20 protein-coding genes and 1 tRNA gene are annotated in these 22968 nt (G+C 61.4%); 7 read left to right on the top strand and 14 right to left on the bottom strand.

Features of this window, described 5'->3' with window-relative positions; translation table 11 throughout:
- Positions 1–118: 118 nt before the first annotated feature.
- From rho to argS, 6 genes are all read right to left on the bottom strand, one after another.
- Positions 119–2101 carry a transcription termination factor Rho gene (gene rho, locus FHU29_RS02940; protein WP_232322936.1) on the bottom strand — a complete coding sequence of 661 codons (1983 nt, stop codon included), beginning with the start codon at positions 2099–2101 and terminating at the stop codon, positions 119–121.
- 381 nt (positions 2102–2482) lie between these two features.
- Positions 2483–3433 carry a homoserine kinase gene (gene thrB / locus FHU29_RS02935; protein ID WP_064439781.1) on the bottom strand — a complete coding sequence of 317 codons (951 nt, stop codon included), beginning with the start codon at positions 3431–3433 and terminating at the stop codon, positions 2483–2485.
- Between the two features lie 23 nt (positions 3434–3456).
- A complete protein-coding gene (gene thrC / locus FHU29_RS02930; RefSeq protein ID WP_423785867.1) occupies positions 3457–4539 on the bottom strand; it encodes a threonine synthase in 1083 nt (360 codons plus the stop codon).
- 14 nt (positions 4540–4553) lie between these two features.
- The gene (locus tag FHU29_RS02925; RefSeq protein ID WP_064439779.1) at positions 4554–5885 is read right to left on the bottom strand and encodes a homoserine dehydrogenase; all 1332 of its coding nucleotides are present in this window, start codon (positions 5883–5885) and stop codon (positions 4554–4556) included.
- Positions 5882–7300 carry a diaminopimelate decarboxylase gene (gene lysA, locus FHU29_RS02920; protein ID WP_064439778.1) on the bottom strand — a complete coding sequence of 473 codons (1419 nt, stop codon included), beginning with the start codon at positions 7298–7300 and terminating at the stop codon, positions 5882–5884. Before lysA ends, FHU29_RS02925 begins: the two co-directional genes overlap by 4 nt.
- Positions 7297–8949: an arginine--tRNA ligase gene (argS, locus tag FHU29_RS02915; protein WP_064439777.1), complete on the bottom strand. Its 1653-nt coding sequence runs from the start codon at positions 8947–8949 to the stop codon at positions 7297–7299. Before argS ends, lysA begins: the two co-directional genes overlap by 4 nt.
- Positions 8950–9169: 220 nt before the next feature.
- On the opposite strand from argS, the gene FHU29_RS02910 reads away from it, so the two are divergent.
- From FHU29_RS02910 to FHU29_RS02900, 3 genes are all read left to right on the top strand, one after another.
- Positions 9170–10066 carry a DUF3105 domain-containing protein gene (locus tag FHU29_RS02910; RefSeq protein WP_064439776.1) on the top strand — a complete coding sequence of 299 codons (897 nt, stop codon included), beginning with the start codon at positions 9170–9172 and terminating at the stop codon, positions 10064–10066.
- Complete coding sequence (locus tag FHU29_RS02905) at positions 10063–10752, top strand: DUF305 domain-containing protein (RefSeq protein ID WP_064439775.1); 690 nt, start codon at positions 10063–10065, stop codon at positions 10750–10752. The genes FHU29_RS02910 and FHU29_RS02905 overlap by 4 nt, the downstream gene beginning before the upstream one ends.
- 93 nt (positions 10753–10845) lie before the next feature.
- Positions 10846–10918, top strand: a tRNA-Arg gene (locus FHU29_RS02900).
- A 146-nt stretch (positions 10919–11064) separates the two neighbouring features.
- Here the strand turns inward: FHU29_RS02900 and FHU29_RS02895 are convergent.
- The gene (locus FHU29_RS02895) at positions 11065–12081 is read right to left on the bottom strand and encodes an ABC transporter substrate-binding protein (RefSeq protein WP_157095007.1); all 1017 of its coding nucleotides are present in this window, start codon (positions 12079–12081) and stop codon (positions 11065–11067) included.
- Between the two features lie 11 nt (positions 12082–12092).
- Positions 12093–13322: an MFS transporter gene (locus FHU29_RS02890; protein ID WP_064439861.1), complete on the bottom strand. Its 1230-nt coding sequence runs from the start codon at positions 13320–13322 to the stop codon at positions 12093–12095.
- Positions 13323–13505: 183 nt separating this feature from the next.
- Between FHU29_RS02890 and FHU29_RS02885 the strand changes: the two genes are divergently transcribed.
- The gene (locus FHU29_RS02885) at positions 13506–13958 is read left to right on the top strand and encodes an HIT family protein (RefSeq protein WP_064439773.1); all 453 of its coding nucleotides are present in this window, start codon (positions 13506–13508) and stop codon (positions 13956–13958) included.
- 24 nt (positions 13959–13982) lie between these two features.
- Here FHU29_RS02885 and FHU29_RS02880 read toward each other — a convergent pair whose 3' ends face one another.
- From FHU29_RS02880 to FHU29_RS02870, 3 genes are all read right to left on the bottom strand, one after another.
- Positions 13983–14318: a hypothetical protein gene (locus FHU29_RS02880; RefSeq protein ID WP_183377458.1), complete on the bottom strand. Its 336-nt coding sequence runs from the start codon at positions 14316–14318 to the stop codon at positions 13983–13985.
- Between the two features lie 608 nt (positions 14319–14926).
- Positions 14927–16561 (bottom strand): hypothetical protein, encoded by a 1635-nt coding sequence (locus FHU29_RS02875; protein ID WP_064439771.1) that lies wholly within the window; start codon positions 16559–16561, stop codon positions 14927–14929.
- Entirely contained in the window at positions 16558–17610 is a 1053-nt protein-coding gene (locus FHU29_RS02870) for a CobW family GTP-binding protein (protein WP_064439770.1), read from the bottom strand. Before FHU29_RS02870 ends, FHU29_RS02875 begins: the two co-directional genes overlap by 4 nt.
- Positions 17611–17755: 145 nt before the next feature.
- Between FHU29_RS02870 and FHU29_RS02865 the strand changes: the two genes are divergently transcribed.
- From FHU29_RS02865 to FHU29_RS02855, 3 genes are all read left to right on the top strand, one after another.
- Entirely contained in the window at positions 17756–18643 is an 888-nt protein-coding gene (locus tag FHU29_RS02865) for a DUF4349 domain-containing protein (protein ID WP_183377457.1), read from the top strand.
- A 62-nt stretch (positions 18644–18705) separates the two neighbouring features.
- On the top strand, positions 18706–19431 hold the full coding sequence (locus tag FHU29_RS02860; RefSeq protein WP_064439769.1) for an AMIN-like domain-containing (lipo)protein: 726 nt from the start codon (positions 18706–18708) through the stop codon (positions 19429–19431).
- A gap of 11 nt (positions 19432–19442) precedes the next feature.
- Complete coding sequence (locus FHU29_RS02855; RefSeq protein ID WP_064439768.1) at positions 19443–20069, top strand: Type 1 glutamine amidotransferase-like domain-containing protein; 627 nt, start codon at positions 19443–19445, stop codon at positions 20067–20069.
- Between the two features lie 27 nt (positions 20070–20096).
- On the opposite strand, the gene FHU29_RS02850 is transcribed toward FHU29_RS02855, so the two are convergent.
- The 3 genes from FHU29_RS02850 to FHU29_RS02840 all read right to left on the bottom strand — a co-directional run bounded on the left by FHU29_RS02850 (position 20097) and on the right by FHU29_RS02840 (position 22940).
- Positions 20097–21794 (bottom strand): hypothetical protein, encoded by a 1698-nt coding sequence (locus FHU29_RS02850; RefSeq protein WP_074390811.1) that lies wholly within the window; start codon positions 21792–21794, stop codon positions 20097–20099.
- Between the two features lie 22 nt (positions 21795–21816).
- Positions 21817–22260, bottom strand: coding sequence for a hypothetical protein (locus FHU29_RS02845; protein ID WP_064439766.1), 444 nt, complete (start codon positions 22258–22260; stop codon positions 21817–21819).
- A 98-nt stretch (positions 22261–22358) separates the two neighbouring features.
- A complete protein-coding gene (locus tag FHU29_RS02840; protein ID WP_064439765.1) occupies positions 22359–22940 on the bottom strand; it encodes a dihydrofolate reductase family protein in 582 nt (193 codons plus the stop codon).
- Positions 22941–22968 lie beyond the last annotated feature (28 nt).

The following is a 22968-nucleotide window of genomic DNA, read 5'->3' as shown; positions in this document are numbered from 1 at the left end:
CCCACGATGGACGTGAACCGGTACCTCAGTAGCCGCTCAAGTATGCCAGAAGCAGCATGCTTTACCGCAACTCCACTCTGCCCCGCGCTATTCCCGGGGCAGAGTGAGGTCACCGCAGTTAGTCCTCGCCCATCGCGCCCGGCGCAGTCTTTGCGACCTGCATCAGGAATTCGAGGTTGCTCTTCGACTTCTTCAACCGGTCGATGAGCAGATCGATCGCCTGGTGGGAGTCGAGTCCGGAGAGCACCCGCCGCAGTTTGTGCAGCACCGCGAACTCATCGGGGTTCAACAGCAGATCATCTCGGCGAGTACCCGACGGAATAACGTCTACTGCAGGGAATACGCGTCGCTCAGCGATCCGCCGATCGAGTTTGAGCTCAGCGTTTCCGGTGCCCTTGAATTCTTCGAAGATCACCGTGTCGCCCTGTGAGCCGGTTTCCACCATCGCCGTGGCGATGATCGTCAGCGACCCACCTTCCTCGATGTTCCGGGCCGCGCCGAGGAATCGCTTGGGCGGATACAGTGCCGTCGAATCGACACCGCCGGACAGGATGCGCCCTGATGCCGGCGAAGAGTTGTTGTACGCACGGCCAAGGCGAGTGATCGAGTCAAGAAGGACAACGACGTCCTTGCCAATCTCGACGAGCCGCTTAGCGCGCTCAATCGCAAGCTCAGCGACCGATGTGTGGTCTGACGGCGGGCGGTCGAACGTCGACGAGATGACTTCGCCACGGACGGATCGCTGCATGTCCGTGACTTCTTCAGGCCGCTCGTCAACGAGAACCACCATCAGGTAGCACTCGGGATTGTTCACTGCAATTGCGTTGGACACGTCCTGCAGAATCGTCGTCTTACCGGCTTTGGGCGGACTGACGATGAGCGCACGCTGTCCCTTGCCAATTGGCATGATCAGATCGATCACACGTGTGGTGAGGACGTTCGGAGTGGTCTCGAGACGTAGCCGCTCATTCGGGTAGAGCGGTGTGAGCTTCCCGAAGTCAGGTCGTTTCCGCGCCTGCTCGGGTGCAACACCGTTGATAGTGTCAAGACGCACCAGCGGGTTGAACTTCTGTCGCTGATTAGTCTGCTCACCCTCTTTCGGCACACGTACCGCACCGGTGATTGCGTCGCCGCGACGCAATCCATTCTTACGAACCATGTTCATGGACACATAAACATCGTTCGGCCCGGCGAGATATCCGGACGTTCGAACGAAAGCGTAATTGTCGAGGACATCGAGGATGCCTGCAACAGGCTGCAGGACGTCATCCTCGCGAACATCGGTATCCGCGTTGTCACTGCCACCGCGGTCACGGTTGCGCCGACGCTCCCGGAACCTGCGGCCGCGGCGCCCTCGGCCCGACTCGTCATCATCCGACTGATCACGCGGCCCGGATCGCTGCCCGTCACCGCCGGAACGCGTATCCTGCTCGGTTTCCTGCGACTTGCGCCGATCGTCACCGCGATCGCTGGATTCACCGGCGTCCTTCGAGCCCTGTGACTCCCGCGCGGGCGCTGAACGCCCGCGTTCACGAGTCTCACGAGGCGCTTCGTCCGCTTTGTCTGCCTGCGCCGTTTCCACGTCACCGGCGGCTTTGCGAGTGCCACCCCGTCGTTGACGGCGGCGCGGGCCTTCGGCTTCTGCGTCGGCGCCTGGCGCCGGCTGGTCAGCCGACGTGCTTGGAGCAGCGGCCTCTGTCGATTCGACCGGCTGTTTCGGTGCTGAGGTCTGGGGCGGTGCTGCTGGCTCAGCGGCCTTGTTCGCCCCGTCTGCTCCGGTGTCAGCGGTTTGCCTGGACGCGCGCCGACGGCCCCGTGCAGGAGCTTGAGCACTCGCGTCGGCGTCGTCAGCAGGTTTGTCGGTTGCGGTCGCTGGTTTCGGTTCAGGCTTGTCAGCGCTTTCCGAGCTAGCAGCGCGCTGGCGTTCCTGAATAGCCGCGATCAGTTCGCTCTTACGCATGCCTGACGTGCCGCGAATCCCGAGGCTTCCTGCGAGAGCACGCAATTCTGTGAGAACCATGCCAGCGAGGCCGGCACTCTTTCGGGCTTGTGCACGCTTCGTGGCAGCAGCAACAGCAGCCTCAGCGTCTGGACTCGTCATCACATCCGTTTCCGTCACGGAGATCCTTTCCTTCCCCGATTCGCGTGTCGCCGAATTGGGGGATTGTCTCGCAGCCCAGCGTCTGATCTGGGCTCCGAGTTGCCGCACGTCTACCATGTGCGCTTTCCCGCGGTTGAGCGGTCCGCCTCATGCTCGAACATCGAGAGGTGCCTTTTTGGTTGACTTAGTCGAGCGCCGTCCGTGCACCCAGCAAACTGAAGTTCACTCGAACGTCCTAAACATCCCCTGGATTGACAACTCAAGTTGAGAGTCTTGATGCGAGGAGCACAACGTGCGGACTGTGAGACAGCGTAATTGTGGCTGAATCCGCTGCCAAGAATATCAGGTTTGACACGCAGGCCGAAACCTCTCTCATTTATTTCATATCAGGCGAGCACCATCGGCGATGGTGAGTTCGTGCACCGAGAGTCCTTCAGCATCAGCTCGCCGCACTAGTGCGGCCGGAATATCGCGCACCGTGAGCGCGAGAACCGCGGGGCCAGCGCCGGAGACAGTCGCTGGAATGCCTGCCCCCCGCAGGAGGGACACCCACCTAGCTGTGAGCGGAATTGCCGGGGCGCGCTGCGCTTGGTGAAGCCGGTCTTCGGTCGCAGCCAACAACAGCTCCGGGCGTGTCGTTAGTGCAACCACAGCAAGAGCTGCGCGACTTACGTTGAACACCGCATCACGGTGCGTCACGTGAGTCGGCAGAATTCCGCGCGTTTGTGACGTCGACGAACGTGTTTCCGGGACGAGGACCACAGCCCTGATATCTGGGTGAACCTCGAGGCGCGTCGCGAAATAGGAACATTCGGCTGAGCAGCCTGCGATGGGACTCGTGTCATCTGCTGCCTGCGTCCACGAGACCACAGCCCCGCCAAGCACGCTCGCGGAGGCGTTGTCAGGATGCCCCTCGAACGCCGAGGCCAACTGAACGAGCTGGTCATTAGAAAGCACGCGATCTGGGGCGAACTGAGCCACGAGACCGTTAGCCGCAACCAGACCGCCTACCGCCGCAGATGCAGAGGAACCAAGACCGCGAGAATGCGGAATAGTGTTCTTGCAGGTGATGCGGAGCCCCTTCGGTGTGACTCCCGCTGCCCCCAGCCCACGAAAGACAGCCTGCGCGACGAGATGTGAATCGTCCAGCGGCACCTCACCCGCACCGGCGCCCTCGACGGTAATCTCGAGACCTGCTGGTGCAGTGGTGACGCCAATCGTGTCGTTCAGGCCAAGTGCGATACCGAGAGAGTCGAACCCCGGCCCGAGATTCGCGCTTGACGCGGGAACCTCAGCGGTCGCCGTCAGCCCGTCCGGCAGGACGGTCGCCATCTCCTCGTGAGACATGAGGTCAGTCATTCTGCCAGACCGAGAGCACGCGCTACTGATACTGGATCAACTGGGATCGCTTCGACCTCCGGAATCCCGTGCAATGCCGTATCGGGGTCTTTCAGTCCATTTCCCGTGACGGTACAGACCACTGTCGATCCCGCTTCGACCCAGCCTTCGGCGTGCGCTGCCAGCAAACCTGCCACGCTCGCAGCCGAGGCTGGCTCAACGAATACTCCCTCGCGAGAGGCGAGCAACCGATACGCATCCAGAATCTCGTCATCCGTTGCGGCGCGGAACTGTCCACCGGATTCGTTGCGCGCGGTCATAGCCCCCTCCCATGAGGCTGGCGCACCGATGCGGATGGCTGTTGCAATCGTTTCAGGATTCTTCACCGGCTCGCCCTTGACGAGCGGTGCGGCTCCAGCTGCCTGCACACCCAGCATTCTGGGCTTCGACGCAGTGACGCCATCCGAGAAGTATTCAGAGTAGCCACGCCAGTAGGCAGTGATGTTGCCTGCGTTGCCCACCGGCAGCGCATGCACATCGGGTGCGCGTCCCAGAACGTCGCACACCTCGAACGCCGCCGTCTTCTGACCTTCAATCCGGGCGGGGTTTACTGAGTTGACCAGAGCGATCTGCGGAAACTCGGCCGTCGCTTTCCGGGCGAGTTCCAGGCAGTCGTCGAAGTTGCCGTTGACCTGAATGATCTTTGCACCGTAGATCACTGACTGGGCGAGCTTCCCCATCGCAATTTTGCCCGCAGGAATCAGTACGGCGCAGGTGATCCCCGCCTTTGCGGCATACGCAGCTGCAGATGCAGACGTGTTTCCGGTGGAGGCACAGAGCACCGCGCGCTGACCGCGCGCGACTGCGTCCGTCACCGCCATTGTCATGCCGCGGTCCTTGAACGAGCCGGTGGGATTCAGCCCCTCGACCTTCAAATACACTTCACAGCCAGTCAACTCTGAGAGGTACCCGGCCGGAATCAGGGGAGTTGCCCCTTCCTGCAAAGTAACCGGCGTCCAATCGTCGCCGACAGCGAGCCGGTCCCGGTATGCCTCGATGAGGCCCGGCCACGCGCGGTGCACTGGGTTTTGGCGGGGCATCGCAGTCGATCCTGTCATTCCTCCGAGGTACCTTCCAGTCGGATCACGCTTGTCACCGTGTTAACGAAATCCCTGCTAGTGAGGGCTGCGACAGTCTTCGACAGCGCATCGTCAGGCGCTCGATGAGTGACGACCACTAGCGTCGCGGCGTCGGCGAGTCCGGACTGCCTGACGGTGGAGATACTCACGCCGTGATTCGCGAACTCTTGAGCTACAGCCGCAAGCACGCCGGTGCGATCTGCTACCTCCATGCGGACGTAGTAGCGGGTTGGTGTGTCACCGATCGACATGACCGGAAGTTTCGCATAAGTGGACTCGTCGGGTCCCTTGCCTCCGTGCACCTTGTTACGAGCCGCGCTCACGAGGTCGCCGAGTACAGCGGATGCAGTTGGCGCACCGCCCGCGCCCTGCCCGTAGAACATCAGCCGGCCAGCAGCCTCGGCTTCAACCACGACAGCGTTGAAAGCACCGTTGACCGCGGAGAGTGGGTGCGCATTTGGGAGCAGCGCCGGATATACACGTGCCGAAACCCGTTCGCGACCAGTGTCATCCGTTACCCGCTCGCAGATTGCAAGAAGTTTGATTGTGCAATCGAGGTCAGCTGCGGATGCTAGGTCCTCAGCCGATATCTCCGAGATGCCTTCCCGATAAACATCCGAGGCGGTCACGCGGGTATGGAATGCGATCGACGCGAGAATCGCTGCCTTGGCCGCCGCGTCAAAACCTTCGACGTCCGCAGTCGGGTCAGCCTCCGCATAGCCGAGACGGCTTGCTTCAGCAAGCGTCTCAGCGTAATCCGCACCAGTCTCCCCCATCGCGGACAGGATGAAGTTCGTTGTGCCATTCACGATTCCGACTACGCGCTTCACACGGTCGCCGGCGAGAGACTGCATAAGAGGGCGCACTACTGGGATCGCCCCCGCCACTGCGGCTTCGAAATACAGGTCGAGGTCAGCTGCGTCCGCTACTGCTGCGAGTTCACCGGTGTAATCCGCAAGCAGCGCCTTATTGGCGGTCACGACAGACTTGCCGCTGTTCAGAGCATTGAGAATCAGAGTGCGAACCGGTTCGATCCCTCCGAAAACCTCGACGACAATATCGACATCGTCACGGGAAACGAGGGCAGCGGGATCGTCAGTCAGCAGTTCGACGGGCACGCCCCGATCAGGACTGACGTTCCGCACTGCTATGCCCTTGATCTCAAGACGGGCGCCGACGCGTGCCTGCAATTCGTCAGCGTGCGCGGTGAGCAAGCGCACCACTTCACTGCCGACGTTCCCGAGGCCGAGGACGGCGATACCGAGCGTCCGCTCGGGCACCAAGCCGCTGGCCTGTTCGCTACTCATTCGACCTCCAAGCTGAGCAGATCATCAACACTCTCCCGGCGCAGCATGAGCCGGGCTTTTCCATCACGTACCGCCACCACCGCAGGACGACCGAGCATGTTGTAGCGGCTCGACATTGAATAGCAGTACGCGCCGGTGGCAGCCACCGCCAGCAAATCCCCTGGCCCCACATCGTCGGGCATCCACGTGTCCCGGATGACAATGTCCCCCGTTTCACAGTGCTTACCTACAATACGTGCCACTACAGGATGGGCTTCGCTGCGCCGCGACACCAAACGTACATCGTATTCAGCTCCGTACAGTGACGTACGAATGTTGTCGCTCATTCCGCCGTCAACGCTGAGGTAGCGGCGCTGGGCGTGAGCACCGAGTTTCACGTCCTTCACTGTGCCGACTTCATAAACGGTGACGGTGCCCGGCCCCGCAATCGCGCGACCAGGTTCGACGGTCAGCACCGGAGCGGACAGGCCGACTCGCTCGCTTTCGGACTCCACAATTCTCAACAGGCTCGCGGCAAGCTCATCAACTGGGGGCGGATCATCACTTGGCAAATAGGCAATACCCAGACCACCACCGAGATCGATCATGCTGATCTGTTGTGTCTTCTCGACGCCAAACTCGGAGACGACCTCCCGCAGCAGTCCGATCACCCGGTGAGCAGCGAGTTCGAAACCGTCGACGTCGAAGATCTGCGAGCCGATGTGGCTGTGCAGCCCAACAAGGCGAAGGTTATCTGACGCGAACACTTTGCGCACCGCGTCGAGCGCATCTCCACCGGCGAGCGAAAAGCCGAACTTCTGGTCCTCGTGCGCTGTAGCGATGAATTCGTGTGTGTGCGCCTCGACACCGACAGTGATGCGGATCAGCACATCTTGGACGACACCCTGTGCGGCAGCGATACGATCTAGCCGCTCGATCTCAATAGCGGAGTCGAGTACAACGTGACCGACGCCTGAGCCCACTGCGTATTCGAGTTCCGCAGCTGATTTATTGTTCCCATGCAGAGCTATTCGCTCTGGCGGGAATCCGCCGTGAAGCGCGACAGCAAGTTCTCCACCGGAACACACATCAATGGATAAACCTTCCTCAGCGACCCATCGTGCGACATGGCTGCTGAGGAAAGCTTTCGAAGCGTAGTGGACACGCTCCGGAGCACCGAATGCGCTGGCGATTTCGCGGCAGCGCGAGCGGAAGTCATCCTCGTCCACGATGAAGAGCGGCGTCCCGTACTGTTCCGCCAGGTCGGTGACGCGTACGCCCGCAACCGCGACAACGCCGGATTCATCACGGACAGCATTCCGTGGCCAGACGATTCCAGGAAGCGCCGAGAGCGCTTCGGGGTTATCTGGACGCTCTGAGATGCCCGGTGCATGCGCGAATTCGGCATGCTTTGGGCCCGCTGGGTGTGCGCTCACATTCGCTCCGGTGCAGAAACGCCTAGCAACGCCAGGCCATTGGACAGAACTTGCCGGGTCGCGTGGCACAACGCGAGGCGCGCGCTGTGAATTCCAGCGGGCGTCTCGTCACCCTGCGGCAGCACCCGGCACTTGTCGTAGAACCGGTGGTAGGCGCCCGCGAGGTCCTCGAGATAGCGGGCGACACGGTGCGGCTCCCGCAGCAGCGCAGCGCTCTTCACGACTGCCGGGAACTCACCCAGTGTCCGGATCAGGTCGCCCTCACGATCGTGCGTGAGCAAGCCGAACTCTGGCGAATCAGCCACAACACCCAGGTCAGCTGCATTGCGCGCGATGGAGCACAGACGGGCATGGGCGTATTGGACGTAGTAGACGGGGTTCTCGTTAGATGCGCTCGCCCACAGTTCAAGATCGATGTCGAGGCCGCTGTCAAACGAAGTGCGCGTGAGCGCGTACCTCGCTGCGTCAACGCCAATTGCCTCAACCAAGTCGTCAAGGGTGATGACTGTGCCGGCCCGCTTGCTCATCCGGATGGGCTTTCCGTCGCGAACAAGGTTAACCATCTGGCCGATGAGCACCTCGACAGAATCAGGGTCATACCCGAGGGCCGCTGCAGCCGCCTTCAGGCGCGCGATATACCCATGATGGTCAGCGCCGAGCATATAGATGCAGAGTCCGAAACCACGCTCGTGTTTGTCGCGCAGATACGCGATGTCCCCCGCGATATAGGCTGCGTTTCCGTCGGATTTGATGACAACACGGTCTTTGTCATCGCCGTACGCGGTGCTCCGCAGCCACCACGCGCCCTCATTCTCGTACAGATTGCCGTTCTCTTTGAGATCAGCGACCGCACGCTCAACCGCGCCCGACGCGAAGAGCGAGTTCTCGTGGAAGTACACGTCGAAGTCAGTACCAAACTCGTGCAGCGTGCGTTTAATGTGCTCAAACATCATCCCCACACCGAAAGAACGGAAGATCTCGTGACGTTCGTCCGCGGGCAGCTCCAGCACCTCAGGCCGCTCGGTCAGGATCGAACCGGCGATTTCCGTGATGTACTCACCGGCATAACCGTCCTCCGGCGTCGGCGAGCCGGCCGCAGCGGCCTCGAGCGAACGCGCGAAACGGTCGATCTGCGCACCGTGATCGTTGAAGTAGTACTCGCGCGTCACCTTCGCGCCTTGCGCCTCCAGCAGCCTGCCCAGCGAATCACCCGCAGCTGCCCATCGGGTTCCACCGAGATGGATCGGGCCCGTCGGGTTCGCCGAAACGAATTCGAGGTTCACCGCGCGGCCGCCGTACTCGTTACCAGAGCCGTAGTGGCTGCCAGCCTGGAGAATCGCAGCGACTATCTTGCCCTGCGCGTTCGGCTCGAGGCGGATGTTGAGAAATCCTGGCCCGGCGACCTCGACGGTACTGATATCAGGGGAATCAGACAGCGCTTCCGCGATCCAGCCGGCAAGCTCTCGCGGCGAAGTACCGATCCGCTTCGCTACCTGCATCGCCACATTCGTCGCGTAATCCCCATGCTCCGGATTGCGGGGGCGTTCCAGCGTGAGATGCTCAGGAAGCACACGCACGTCAAGCCCGCGGTCGGTGATTACACGGGCGGCGGTACTGCGGAGAAGCTCGGCGAGATCAGCAGGAGTCACAGGGAACCATCCTATGGCGACACCATGACAACTGCTAAATGCGCCATCCGGTATGCCGGCAACTGCGTGCCAGCGAAACGAAACGTAGAGTGGTGGCGCCCCTATCTGGGCAGCTATACCATGCCGGCGTGGCACGATCGACTTGGTCGAGACAGGCCGGCCCGGAAGCCGCAAAATTTTGGCTGCGGCCGAATACACGTCAGTGAGGAAAGAACAGAGGATGGCAAGCGGCGATAGCAGTAAAGACGCGGCGAAGTCCGCCAAGGCGATCAAGGCTGCCCGGAAGAAGGCAGGCGGGAAGTCGTCGCGCTCAGGGATCGCGAGTTCTGGCATCAACATCCCGTGGCTGACTGTGGGAGCGGTACTCAGCGTCATCGCCCTTGTTGCAGTCATTGCCTGGAATCTCTGGCCCAGGTACATGGAAACGATGGAGGCCGAACGGTGGGCCCCTACCGCTGAGAACCCCGATCCGGCACAGGATATTGAAGGCGTTGTCACTGTGGAGGAACTCAACAACGTCCACGTCAATCCGGACCAGCGCGTCGCATATGATCACGCGCCACCAATCGGTGGGCCTCATGACGCAGCCTGGGCTACCTGCAATGGCATCGTCTACGACGATGCCATTCGCAACGAAAATGCCGTCCACTCACTCGAGCATGGCGCAGTATGGATCACCTACGAACCTGAACTCGCCAGTGCGGACGACGTTGACCGGCTGCGCAGCCGAGTCGAAGGCCAGAGCTATCTCTTCATGTCGCCCTATCCTGGCCAGGATTCCCCAATCTCGCTGCAATCGTGGGGCAGGCAGCTCCAGCTCGACAACGCAGAGGATGAGCGCATCACGCACTTCATCGGCGCGCTGCGGCTCAATCCGTACACGAGCCCCGAGGTTGGCGCTAGCTGCGCGACAATCCCAGGCAGCTTCGACCCTGAGAATCCCCGCCCCTTCGAAGCTGACCCGCCCGGACCGGAAGCTGTGCGCATGGACGGTTCTGGCGCCGCAGACGATGCCGACACGATGGAAGACCTCTTCTCCGAACTCGATCTTCCAGAAGGAGAGATCGATGACCTCGTACCTGCGGAACCTGACGCTGGCGAGGACGGTGGCCAGTGAGTCCTGAGGGAGACGCACACAGTAATGCGCCTAACCGTGGCAAGGGCCGACTGGTGGCGCTTGTCGTCGGAGCGCTTCTTGTAGCAGTGGGTTTCGCGCTCGGACTGGTCTCCGAGCGCGTAGGCGGGACCACGGACTCCCAACCTGCACCGAGCGCAGTTGACATTGGCTTCTTGCAGGACATGTCAGTGCACCATCACCAGGCGACCGAGATGTCCGCCGCGATATTGACCACGACTGAGGACGCCGAGGTACGAAACCTCGCTTTCGACATCCTCACCGGCCAAGAGAACCAGATTGGCCAGATGCACGGATGGCTCCAGATCTGGGATGAGCCGTTGCTGCCCCTCAATGGGTTCATGGGCTGGATGGATCCGGACGACGAGGACCATGCCGGCCACATGGACCACAGCGAACCAATGGGCCAGATGCCTGGGATGGCTTCACCAGCCGAGATGGCACAACTCCGGGCTGCACAAGGAACAGAACGAGATGTGCTCTTCCTGCAGTTGATGCTGCGCCATCATGACGGTGGGATCCCCATGATGGAGTACGCAATTGAGCACGCAGACGTGCCGGTTGTCCGCAACATCGCGAGTTCCATGCTGGACGGCCAAACCAAGGAAATCGGACTGATCACAATGATGCTGGACCAGCGTGGTGCGGAACCGCTGCCGATGAACTGAATTGCTGAACACGCCACGAACTGGCGATTCAGCAATTCCCAATGGAATGCGCTACGCTTGCAGCCGCCGTGATGACCTCACGGACAGCTGCAGGCCCTCGTAGCTCAGGGGATAGAGCACTGCCCTCCGGAGGCAGGTGTCGCAGGTTCGAATCCTGCCGAGGGCACTTAACAAGAATCCGACCGGAACCATTCTGGCTGCTGCGGCGTCCATCTGATCAACGGAAAACCGTCAGATTGGACATTTCAATGGATATTTCAGGTCGCTCCGGTAAATCTCAGGACAACCCGGAACACCCCAGCGCGCCGGTCCCTAACCGCATGTGTCGGGGTGCATTACCGACGCGCGCGCTGCGACACCATCGCCGAGCAATGGGCCCGCATAGACTTCGCTGCGTCGAAGCACCAGCACGCGGTCGCTGACAATCGCTTCGACGTCATTCAACTCGGGCCTAGACCGAATCAGTGACAATGTCTCCTCGGGCGAGGGTCCTGTTGCGTTGTCCACTACGACGATGACCTCAGGATCACGCTCCGCAACAGCTGACCACGACATCGCCCCCCACAACCGGGGCACGTCGCTAAAGATATTTTCGCCGCCAGCGAGGCGATCGAGGAAGCTCGCAAAGGTCAGTCCCGGTGCGGTTTCAGCGATCTCGTCGTCTCCCCCGCTGATCGTCACGGTTCGGGCGGGCGGCCGCGGGCTGTCGCTGACGCACGCCTGAACGTCGAGGATCTTCCGCTGCCACTCGGATATCAACTGGTCTGCCCGATCGCTGACACCGAAAAGAGCACCGATATTCCGAACATCATCGAAGTACTCATCGACCGACGCGGGAGGCAAATTATCGATAACGCGCCGACACGTTTCGGAAAGCGCGTAGCTGGGGATCCCCGCGTCCCGCAGCGCATCGGGAGTCAGCCCAGTTTGTTGCGAGAATCCTTGCATCCAGCCGCCGATCACAAGATCCGCATCAGCTTCGAGGATGTCCTCCAGAGTGAAGTCCTCCGAATTGAGCGCGGGGATGTTGGCGTAGTGCTCCGCATACTGTTCGGGGATGTTCCGCTGATCGCCCGCGCCTGCATAGCCCGCTAGGTGGTCTTGTAGCCCGAGTTCGAGTAGAAGCTCAAAGACCGCCGGGTCGTTGACTACTACGTTCTGGGGGGCTGCGCGCACGGTGACCGCTTCTCCGCAGCTCTCGACTGTCGCGGGAAAAGCGGTAGGTGGCTCTGTTTCTTCCGTACGGTCGCTGACGTCGCCAATTGTGCAGCCACCGGCAAGCGGAACAGAAACCGCAACCAACAAAGCGATTACACGGTGACGGGTCATAGCGTTCAGTGTCACCCTTCTTCAGGCCGCTTGCCGGGATCAACACGGGGGTGATCCGATGATTCGGTGCGCGCCTCATGCGCGGCACGGACGATCGTCTCGGGCGCAAAGAGCCAATAGATCGCCGCCGCGACCAGCATCGCGCCCGTTAGCGCGAATGCTGCACCGAACGACACCTGCTCTGCAATCAGACCCGCGAGAATCGGTCCGACAATGGCACCGAAGTCCGACGTCATCTGGAAGGTTGCAAGTGCCCTGCCACCGTTGCGGTCCGATCCGATGATGTCGGCCACGGCTGCCTGCTGCCCGGGGACGAACAAGCCCGTCCCCATGCCACCGACCACACACAGAACAAGAAACACCCAGGTGACGTCCGACAAGCCCAGTGCAATCGTTGCGCCACCGGCGACGAACAATCCTAGGACCGTTGGTGGCTTTCGTCCGTAACGATCAGAGAGCCGCCCAGCCGTAATCAAAATGAACGCCATGCCTGCGGAAAACGCAGCGAGAGCTAACCCTGCCAGCCGGGGACCGGCCGTCAGCGCGGCGACAGCAAAGAGCGGGATGACGGCCACGCGGACGCCGAACGTCGCCCAGCCATGCGCCAAGTTGGTCAGCAAGGCGGCCCGGTACGCCGGGTCCCTGATAGCGTCCCGAACGAGGAACTCTTCGCGTGCCGATTGCGTTCCGCCTCCCCCCGGCCCCGTGTGGCTCAGCTGGGTCTGGACCACGATGATTGCCACAACCAAAGCTGCGGCATAGGCGATAAACGGCACCCGAAGCCCCAGGCCGCCGAGCAATCCGCCAATCAGCGGTCCCCCGATCGAGCCAAGCAGAAACGCCGAACTGTACAAGCTGTTGACGCGACCGCGCATATCCGGGGGCGCCAGCCGGATCAGAAGCGCCATCGCTGAAATCGTGAACATCGTGGAACCGATGCCGCCGAGCCCACGAAAGATCATGAGCTGCCAGTAGTTCTGCGCGGCGGCGCACGCCGCGGTGGACACCGCGACTATGGCGAGTCCCCCGAGGTAGACCGGCCGTTCACCGAGTTTCTGCACCAACTGCCCACTCGCTGGCGCAAATATCAGGCGCGTCAACGCGAACACACTCACGATCGCGGACGCCGCCGTGATACCCACGTTGAAGCTTCTCGCAAACTCGGGAAGCACAGGGGCTATGAGGCCGAAGCCGAGCGCAATGACAAATGCAGCAGCCACCAGCACCCATATTTGCCGCATGGTGTCCCGGTGACTGTCTGACGTTGGCGCCGACTGTCGGCGGCGAATGAACCTGCCCATCGTGGCTGAGCCTATGGTGCCGACTCGGGATCCGCCACAGCGGCTTCAGTTCCTCGATCACTAGACGAGGCGACATCGGGAAGTTCCCGATCTCGAGGCCGAGCGATCCGTCACACTTGGGTGATGGATCAGCAAGATTGCATCTTCTGCAGCATCGTGGCAGGGTCCGGCCCCGCCCACGTCGTGTACGAGGATGAGAATGTTGTCGCTTTTCTTGACATTCGACCGATTAAGCGCGGTCACACGCTGGTCATCCCCCGAACTCATGCGGGGGACCTGACCGAACTGCCGCAACAGTTAGGAGCGCAAGTATTCTCGACTGCGCAAATGATCGCGCGAGCTGTCCGGGACAAGAGAATTGGAGCCGAGGGCGCCAATATCGTGATAAACGACGGCGAAGCCGCCTTTCAAACCGTTCCGCACACGCATATCCACGTGATTCCGCGACGCCACGGCGACAAAATGCGGCTCGCGGGAGGGCTACTTACACGGCGCGCGTCGGGACTGCCCGAGACGGCAGCACTGCTGCGTGCGGCTATCAATGAGGCCGCACGTGACGCAGGACTAGATACCTGATCGGCAGGCTGTCGCCTCCTGCTGTTATCCCGTCGCTCTCGAACCTGGTGAGTGTGAGCGAGAAGCAATCTCCGAAACCCATTGCGGGTTTCGGAGATGAGAACCCGAACGCCGCTCGCGCAACTCATCCGCGCCCTCGAGCATGACCGCTATCAATTGTTCCGGATCGGATTCGAAGACGAACCTCATCCGGCGAAGTTCGCCGGGCGCAAACAGCGCAGAGGACTCTATGGCGCTCATCCAGTATTCGATATCGCCGTTGCGTATCGCTTCGATCGACTGGCGATCAGCAAGGCCGTCAGCGCACTCGTATGCGAGGATCGCGCGAACAAGCTCGCGGGTGCCAGATGTCACCGTCATCATCTCTCCAACTCTCCACCAAGCCCGACCGACCCCGACCTCGGATGGGCTCAGATTTGCGCAGTCGCCTCCGCGACCTCCCTCATGGTTCCGCTCCAGTCAGGCAGACAGGAGCTAATCGGGTAGATAGCCCGTGAGGCCCGCACAACTTTCGCCGGCCTGGACAATTTTTATCGTAGCCGCACCTAAGCCCAATGAACACCACCGTTTGATGATGTTTACAAAACGCACAGATAACACCGCTGAAACCCTTATCACAGGAGGATAACAGATGGAGAGAATCTTTAAGGTTTGCACAAATATTGCACAAGTCAGTGCGATCGCGCGCACGAGATCCGAAGCAACTAGCGCATCACTTTGGTGTCGCTGACCTGCATGTTCATGGATTCGGAACACGTCGCCTCTTGGTGCCTAACAAGCACCTTGGAGGAATGACCGTCCACTCTCACCTGTCAGTCAGACAGATGACCCTCCGGCTGCCCACTTTGGGATCGTTGCGACTCGTGTGACTACTGGAAACAATTGGGTCACAGAACACATACACAAGCATCACGGATTTCTGAGGAAACTATGATTCGTGAAACGCTCCGACGGATTCTGCGCATCGTTCACGGAACAGAATTTGCGACAGAGCCGCGTCCCATTACTCCGGTGTCTCCCTCGATCAACTGCAGCGCAGCCAGAAGCTCGCGTGGAGTCGGTGCGGAACGGGCCAATTCATCAAACACCGCCGCAGCAGGCACGGGAACGGTGCAGAGCGAGAATACGGCACTGACACCACTCGGCAGCGGCACCGACCATGCGAGTACGGTTCCACCCTGAACGACCTTCCCGCGCACTTCAGCGGATACGTAGCATGTGCTCACTTCGCCTTCCACGGTGGTGAGCGTCAGCAGGTTATCTTCATCGCCTGCGGCATCGACGACGAACAGACGACGACGAACTCCCGCCCACCGCTCGATCAGTGCGCGTTCGTTATTAGGCAGGAGCCCGCCCCGCGTTCGCAAAAAATGACTCAGCATTCCGCCTTCGACCGCGACGCAAGAGACCACCAAGGGGTCGGAAACAAGACACGACAGCCCGCTGTCGCCGGGGGCAGGAAATACATTCGAGACATGCCAAAACGCGTTGGCAACGGTGAGTTCGTGCGCGATCTCGATCAGCGCCATCCGAGCCCACGGGTCGGATCTGGTGAAGCGAACAAGCTTGCGATAGAGCCCTGTGGCTATGTCCAGCTCCGATATGCGCGGCGCAAGCTCCGCTTCGCGCATCAAAGCTGGGAGCATGGAATGCGGTGAAAGACCCTTTCGCTTGCGTCGTGGCAGCCCGGTGATTATTCGCTGAGCCTCATCGAACTCGCCGCGATCAATCGCGACCTCGGCGGCGAACTCAATACCAGGACCCCACTCGGGCGACTCACGAATGCATCGGTGCGCGAAGGCGACAACATCATCCGTCAGCCCCTCTGCCCCTGCGATCGCGCCGCAAGCCCAGGCAAGGACGGCCGCGGCTTGAGCATGCGATGTCTGGGCCACGCTGACGCTCAGCAGATCGAGAATCTGCGATCGATACATTTCGTCAAACAGCCAGGGAGCGATCAGCCCGTACGCAGCACCTGCGCTCTCGATAAGCGCTGCACATCGAATGACGTCTCTGTGAAGATCTACAGTGCCAGGGCCACCGAGTGCACCACGTACCCGGTTGTGAATAGTCGCGACGGCAGTCGCTTCGTCCACGTCCATTCCGTGCGCCGCGACGAGGAACTTAATCTGCTCCTCGTCGCGACACTTCACGAAGTCGAATTTGTCCAGGCCCACGCGGTCGCCGTCCCGGGAAACTCGATAGCGAGCCAAGAGTTCGCTGAGGGGCAGCGACGGCTCCCGGCAGAACTCTGGATCAGCGCCGCAGAGGTAGGCCACCAGCGAGTGGAGCCCGCCCGGGGTTCCCTCACGCTCACCCACGAAGCGGCGTACCTGGGTACGCAGGTCAGCGCGAGGACGGGTCAATCTGTCGCGGTCTACGCGAAGAACCTTCGTGTCAGTACGGCCGATGACAACGCCCACGATGTCTCCCGGCGCAAAACCGGACAGTGTTCCCCGGCGGAGGTACAAGTGGGTCACGCATTCGCCACCGCCAAGACTCAAAAACGGTGCGATGTCCGGCATCGTCACGAGCACGTCGTGCGTGATCTCCGCGGCCGTCAGGACATGTGTGGGTAGCCGGACGCCGAAATCATCACTCACTGAAATATCACTTCGTCGTGAAATGTGTCGTCGTTCTGCACGTACCTCAACACAGAGAGCGCCGCGTACTCGTCAGGACCGTCGTCGTCAGTGACAACGCACGCGTTGAGGCCTGCAGCAAGCGCGGCCTCGTCGATGTCCAGCCCGATAAACACAAGTCGTGTATTAGGACGCTCCGCGGTCCCCCATGTGCCACGTTCGACTCGGAGCGATCTGCCGACCAACTGCAAAACAAGCCGCGACCCGTCACCGTAATCACCGAGGTCGAGCACCCCTTTCGCCCGGTAGAGGCCGGGTGGCCGTTCTTCAAGGAAGGACACAAATCTGCGGGGGTGCAGAGGCCGGCCTGATGACCACGCGACAGACTGATACGGCGGATGGTGGTGGTGATGATGATCGTCTTGCTCGAGCAGCTGATCGAAGGAAAGTTGCTCAGCCTGGCGCGAGCGCCGAGGACGCGACACGGGGTCGAACAGAAGCTCGGGATCGACGCGACAGAACGCCGTATCAACAACAGGCGCCTTCGGATTCGGCAGCGCGATCTGGTTACGCAGTTCCGCACGCTGATCGGCAGCGATGCGATCAGATTTGTTGAGCAGCACCAGGTCCGCTACCCGAACGTGCTGGGCGAGTTCCGGGTGCTGCTCGTGCGCGGACGCTTCGGCATCGACGACAAGGACCAGCCCCGCGAAATGAAAGCGAGGATCATCTGCGGAAAGCACCAGCCTCGCTAGCGCTCCCGGTTCGGCAACGCCACTGGCTTCGACCGCGATTACGTCCACACTCGGCTTGGCGTTAGCAAGCTTTCCGAGCATATCCGTGATGTCTCCCGTGTCGACCTCACAACAAATGCAGCCATTGCTCAGTGAAACCATGACGTCCACCTGACCGGCGACCAACAGCGCGTCAATATTAATAGCACCGAAATCATTGACCATGACACCGATGCGTGTGCCGCGATTGTGCCTGAGCAAGTAGTTGAGGAGCGTCGTCTTTCCGGACCCTAGAAATCCCGCTATCACCAGCACCGGGATGGACTTGCGCGACAACGCCCACCTCCTTTGGTCATCCAGCCCCTTGGCCTTCAGCCGCGCCACGTACGGCACCGGCTTCGTGATCGGCCCAATCCTAGTCGGGCACACCGACACAAAGAGTGTGCCCACAGTCGTCAACGTCGGCGCGTACCTTCAATATATGGCTCACACGAAGGCTGGTCAGCCCCGGCGTCTCACGTTCGGCATCACGCGCGCCGCAGCTCTCATTCTCGCTTCGCTCCTGTTCGTGGTTGCAGGTTGTAGCGACGGCGACGATTCATACAGTTCTCCGGCCCGCGATGTCCCGGGCATGTCCGAAGATTTTCGCAGCGACGGCACTTTCCCTGAGTCAAGCCCGACAGCTCCCGATGACGCGGATGCAATGCGGCGACAAATCATCCAGACCGCGCACATGATGATCCGCGTTGATGATGCTGCCGCGAGCGCGGCCGAAGCGACACGGATCGCAGAGTCTGTCGAGGGGCGTGTTGACGATCGAACGGAGCGTCCCGAAATAGCGCACTCCGCAGGGTCAGCACGGCTCACCATCCGAGTGCCTGCGAGCGAACTCGACAGGGTCATAGATGAATTCCGCGAACTGGGCACCGTTGAGGAAGTCACCGTCTCCGCGCGCGACGTCACGACCGAAGTAATCGATATCGACGCGCGGATCGATTCGCTGACGCGTTCAATAGAGCGGCTCCAGGAGATAATTTCCGGCGCTACCTCAGCTGAGGATCTCATCGCCGGCGAGAACGCCCTCTCGCAGCGGCAGGCCGAGTTGGAGAGTCTCCAAGCGCGACGCACCTATCTAGCCGACCAGGTCTCGCTTTCGACGATCACGCTCTCACTCACGCAGCGTCCCGCTGGCGAGCAGAACCCTGCAGCTGGGTTCTGGGGCGGGGTCCAGCAGGGGTGGGAAGCGTTACTCTCGGCAGTCCGGACAGCGATTATCGGTGCTGGGCTTTCACTTCCATGGCTTGGGTTCTTCCTCCTCGGAGGCGGCATCATCTATCTCGCGGTGAGGTTAGTTGCGCGCCGCCGCTAGATCCTCGCCAAACTGTTATCGCAACGCGACCCACTCAGCGGCGAGTTTCATACGATCGAGCCATGAAGCATCGGGCCTTGAATCAGCGCTTTGCGCGTCGGACAGTCACCCTGGCTGCTATCGCAGCAGTCGTCGTCGCGGGTGGCTGCTCGTCACCAGACACTGATACGCCTGCGGCGCCCACCACGACGGTGACGCCGACCCAGGCGCCGCAAGGTGCAGCGACGGGAACGGACCTCACGCCGGAACCGTCGCCATCCCCCGCAGAGTCACCAGATGCCCAGCCGCCCGCCCCGGTCGAGCCGCCCGGGCAGGCGGCGCCAGCGCCCCCTGCGGTGTCCAATTTCGACGGTCACGCAGGGCCACAGTCGCAAGCACAAGGCGACGGGACGTTCCTCAGTGTCACAGGGGTACGCACCGGTCAGCACGATGGGTACACCCGAATCGTGATCGACATGGATGGGCAGGGCAATCAGCCTGGCTACGACGCTCGCTACGTCGACGCAGCATACGAAGCGGGTTCGGGCCATCTCCTGCCGGTGGAGGGTGCCACCATCCTGCAGGTGAACATCAGTGGATGGGGCTACCCGTTCGACACCGGCGTGGATCCATATGCTGGGCCTCGCACCATGGGTGGTCCCGCATCAGGGTCAGTCGCCCAAGTTCAGCTCGGCAGCTTCTACGAAGGAGTAGCGCAGATCTTCGTGGGAGTCCGCAACAGCGACAAGCCTTATCGGGTCAGCACATTGCAGAACCCGACGCGTGTAGTCATCGACATCGCTGACTAGCTGCCTGGCGCATGCGCCTCTTTCTCGCTTCGTACCGGCTGGGTCCAGATCCGGGTGCATTGAAACGTCTCTGTGCCCCGCCGTGCAGAGTGGGTGTCATCGCGAATGCCGCAGACGGATGGCCGTCCGCGGCACGTGACTGGGCGGTAACGAGCGAGTTCACAATGCTACGACCGCTCGGCTACGAGCCCGAAGAAATTGACCTGCGTGGTTTCACTAGCGCACCGAACGAGACGCTAGAACATCTGCGGACGTTTCCACTTATATGGGTTCGTGGTGGCAATACTTTCGTCCTTCGGGCCCGCATGGCGCAAAGCGGCGCGGACGTCGCTTTGCAGGAACTCGTCAGCACCGGGGCCATCGCGTACGGCGGATACAGCGCCGGAGCGTGCATCCTGTCACCGACTCTCCGCGGCCTAGAACTGTTCGACGACCCCGCGGACGTGCCCCTCGTTTGTGCGGCCGCCCCGATTTGGGACGGTTTGGGGATCGTGACATTCCAGATCGTTCCGCATTATCAGTCGGAAGGCCACGAACACCCTGAGCGTGTTGACGAACTGATTCATCGCTATACGCGCGAGGGCGTCGATTTTCGCACCCTCCGCGACAGCGAAGTCCTCACCATCGTGACCGACTAACGACCCAACAGCCGGAGTGGTCAGAGATCACTGGTATGAGACAAACCACGGCGCTGGCTCAACGTACATCGTTTCGGCTGGTGTGAACGTCGGCGAGTCCTCGTCGTAGAAGTTCTTCCAGCCAAGCCAAATTTCGTCAGACAGGTCCTGCTTCAAGACGTTCCACGTGTCCATCTTCTGAGCGGGCACCCCGTGACCGTCGGCATGGATCAGGAGGGAGACCTCCTCACGGCTCGTATCGAGCTGGTCCCGGTTGGTGATCATGCGAGTTTGGAACTGGTGCAGTACCAGAAGCTTCTGTGGAAGGTTGTGCTCGGCGGTCAAATCGGCCAGCCACTCAATAACCTCGTTAACCTCGCTCGCATCAACCTGCCCGACCTGCCGGAGATGAACCTGGTCTTGGCGAAGTCGCCATTCCGGGTCAAGCGCGAGACCAACGTGCGGTTCCGCTAGCAGCTCTTCGAACAGCTTGGCCTGGGTCAGGAAGTCCGTGCGGCCAGGCTGTAGATCGAGAACAATGTACGTGCCCTGATCACGCGCGGCATCAACCCAGGGGCGGATATCCTCGACCCGCGACACATTCGAGTACTGGTTGTCCACTCCCGGAGAGACCGAAGCCACGGTCACGATGACCTCAAGTGCCGGTATTACCGCTTCACCTGAATAGTCCTCGTAGAGCCCTGCCAGCTCGCGTGCGCGGGCGATTGCATCGTCTGGTCCCTGCTCACCGAGCACTCCCATCGCCGGCACACCCGGGTGGCCGTACAAGGCAATCATTCGCCTGCCGGGGTAAATCAGCTGGCCCCCGCCAGGTAGCTCCGCAACATTAAGTGCGCTGTCGATTCGCTCCCGTATCTGTGCAGAAGTTCCGAAGTGGCTCCCCAGCGCGAGAATGGTCGCGTCCGCGTTTTCCCTCACCGCATCGACGGACTCCTGGTTCACCCTCGGGTCTGGCGCAGGCAGTACCACGACCTGCGCTCCCGCTGCTTTTGCCACTGCAGTCGCCGCGACGTGATCTGCCCGCTCACCAGGTTCGGCAGCACCATTGGGTGAAGTGAAGACGACCACCTGTGTGTCCCGGCTGCCGCGCCCAAAGCTGGGGAGGGTCGCATCCACGGACATGTCAACGGCGGCCTCGCTTGGCTCCGTCGCTGCCGACGGAATGGTCAGCAGATCGTGCTCACTCGAGTCAAGCGCAGCAAGTGCCGCGCCGGCTTCGGAGATGTCCGAGAGTTCTTCTTGCCGGAAGGTGAGTCCGGTGAGATCGCTGAGCTGCTGTGGGCTCCCGTCGATCGCAAGAATGTCCGCACCGTCAATCGCTGGAACACTTCCAATCGCCACTGCAGTGCCGGTACTGAGGCGGTCGAGCTCCTGAGCGATCGCCGCTACGTCGGCGGGGCCGACAACGAGAAACGGAACAGACGTTGCCACCGCCAGCGAAGCGCCCCGCGCTATCGCATCGTGATCGTCCTCAGGCGCGAGGACGACGAAGGGCGCTCTGCCGAAGAACTTCTGTGAGGCAGAGAGTGCCAGCCCGCCGTCACCGTCGCTCACTACCTCTGGGAGCGGGTGTCCCGTTTCAGAGTCAGTCTCCTCCGGGACGTAGTCGTTCACTTGCGCGGGGGCATTGTCTCCGGCCCGGCCTGGGATCGCGCACCCCGGGGATAGAGAAACGCCTACGACACATACTGCAGCAACTACAAGCCCCTTTACCCGACTACGCACAAGAACTCCCCCTACTTCAGAATCAGCACGATGCCAACGTACCCCGAATTTCTTGCCGAACCGTGGTCGAACACGCTGCTAGCTGCGCCGCCTTTGCCTGGTAATGGCTGAGAACCTCACCGCGCGCCCATCGCACTTTGACCGGACCCGTCCGTTTTGCGACTACATCGCCCAGCTCAGCCAGGAGACAGTCATCGAGGCCGACGACCTCCGCGGCCAACCGGCCGGATCCACGCCCCACGTTCCACTGCTCGGCCAGAACTGACGATCCCGACTCGACCATCAAAGGTTCGGCACCTGGGTGACTTTTGACCGAATCAAGTACCGCACGCAAGTGTGCATTATCCGAAGTGCCGTGCGACTCCCCCATCCCACTACCGCCCATGTGGTCCACCCAGGACCACACGAACTCCCGACCTGCGCCCTCTGCCACGGAACTCGCTACTGCGGTGCTCACGATGATCATGGCCGCACACTACGGACGGGGTATGACAATTTTTGTGGCTCTTCACCCCTGGGGCTGTCCGTCGGAAGCAGACTTCACCGCGTACCCGCTCCGATCGGTCAACGGCGCACCTGATAGCGCAAGTGAAGCACCCGGGTGCCCTGAATCACCACGTCAGGATCCTCCAACAGGTGTTGCGCGTGGACCGACCCGAAGTAGCGCTTGCCGGACCCGAACACGACGGGCGCGACGTCCATGCGCACCTCGTCGATCAGGCCCGCAGCAAGCGCCTGGCCGCCGACGTCGCCGGCGGCGAACTCGACGATGCGGTCACCCGCGAGCTCCTGCGCCTTGGTCACGGCTGCATCGATGCTGTCGACGAAGTGGAACGGCGCCTCGGGGTCCCAGCCGTCGGGTGCCGGCCGGTGTGTCACGACAACGACGTGGTCGATCCCGCTCGGCGGCGTCCCGTCCCAGCCGTCCGTGATGTCGAAGACGTGGCGCCCGGCGATTGTCACCCCGACCTGGTCCCAGTAGGGCCGGACGTAGTCGAAAGACGTCTGCGACACCTTCAAGAAGCCACTCTCATCCAGCGGCACGTCACCCCTGGTGAGCCACTCGAACAGCGGACCGGGATCGTCGTTTTCGTCCGCGATGAAGCCGTCTACCGACATCGACGCGTACATGGTTACCTTGCCCACGGGGTTTCCTCCTCTACTGTGGGGTGCC

The sequence above is a fragment of the Hoyosella altamirensis genome, assembly GCF_014191505.1.
Taxonomy (GTDB): Bacteria; Actinomycetota; Actinomycetes; order Mycobacteriales; family Mycobacteriaceae; genus Hoyosella; species Hoyosella altamirensis.
This window is presented reverse-complemented; position numbering and strand designations above follow the sequence as displayed.